1 protein-coding gene and 1 pseudogene are annotated in these 616 nt (G+C 49.5%); one reads left to right on the top strand and one right to left on the bottom strand.

Annotated features, from left to right (window positions below; all coding sequences use genetic code 11):
- The first annotated feature begins 159 nt into the window (after positions 1 to 159).
- Entirely contained in the window at positions 160 to 363 is a 204-nt protein-coding gene (locus tag AAIR21_RS27795) for an ECs_2282 family putative zinc-binding protein (protein WP_422713176.1), read from the top strand.
- 63 nt (positions 364 to 426) lie between these two features.
- Here the strand turns inward: AAIR21_RS27795 and AAIR21_RS27790 are convergent.
- A pseudogene (locus tag AAIR21_RS27790) lies at positions 427 to 616 on the bottom strand (DUF3296 domain-containing protein); the annotation flags it as partial.

Below are 616 nucleotides of genomic sequence, written 5' to 3'. Positions count from 1 at the left end.
CTCAGTACAATTTGCTCAACCCTGTTTTTTTCGTCTGCGGGCAGACCACTGCCACGGTTCAACGTTGCTTCTGAACAGGGATCAAATTAGCCTTGCGGAATTTACACTGCCGTTGATACGTTCGGTCAACTAATATCCGCTATCAAAAGGTCAACAATAATGAGCAACGTTCCATTTAAATGCCCAGGCTGCAACCATGATCTCACCGTACACTGTGGGACGGAAATCAGCGATGTGGACGATGTTACCGGCACCACATGTGCTAACTGCGGGCGTACTGTCGATAAAGATGAACTTATCCGGCAGGCCCGTGAACATGCCGTGATACTCGTCAGAAATCTACTCGGTAAACACATCGGATAAGCGCCACCGTTTATGCGGTGATCGTCGCCAGTCTCAGTGGAACAATCAGATAAAATGCTCGCCTTAACCCACTATTCCCGTCCGCGCTGTCGCTAAGGGAGCCGACATCACCTGAACCTGCGCGGTAAGCTGGTTAAATGGCACAGTGAAAGCTTCCCGAACAGATCGGTTGATGATAATCGGCGTGATATTCGTTACGCCATGATGCTCAGAATCGGTAACCGTCAGCCATGCCTCTCTCAGTATTTCACTT

This window comes from Enterobacter sp. PTB, assembly GCF_051130085.1.
Taxonomy (GTDB): Bacteria; Pseudomonadota; Gammaproteobacteria; order Enterobacterales; family Enterobacteriaceae; genus Enterobacter; species Enterobacter ludwigii.
Note: the sequence above shows the minus strand (reverse complement) of the source record. Positions and strands in the feature narration are given on the sequence as shown.

Excerpts from the sequence above, each read along its gene's own strand:
- AAIR21_RS27795 (WP_422713176.1), top strand. The coding sequence starts at position 160 with ATGAGCAACGTTCCATTTAAATGCCCAGGCTGCAACCATGATCTCACC.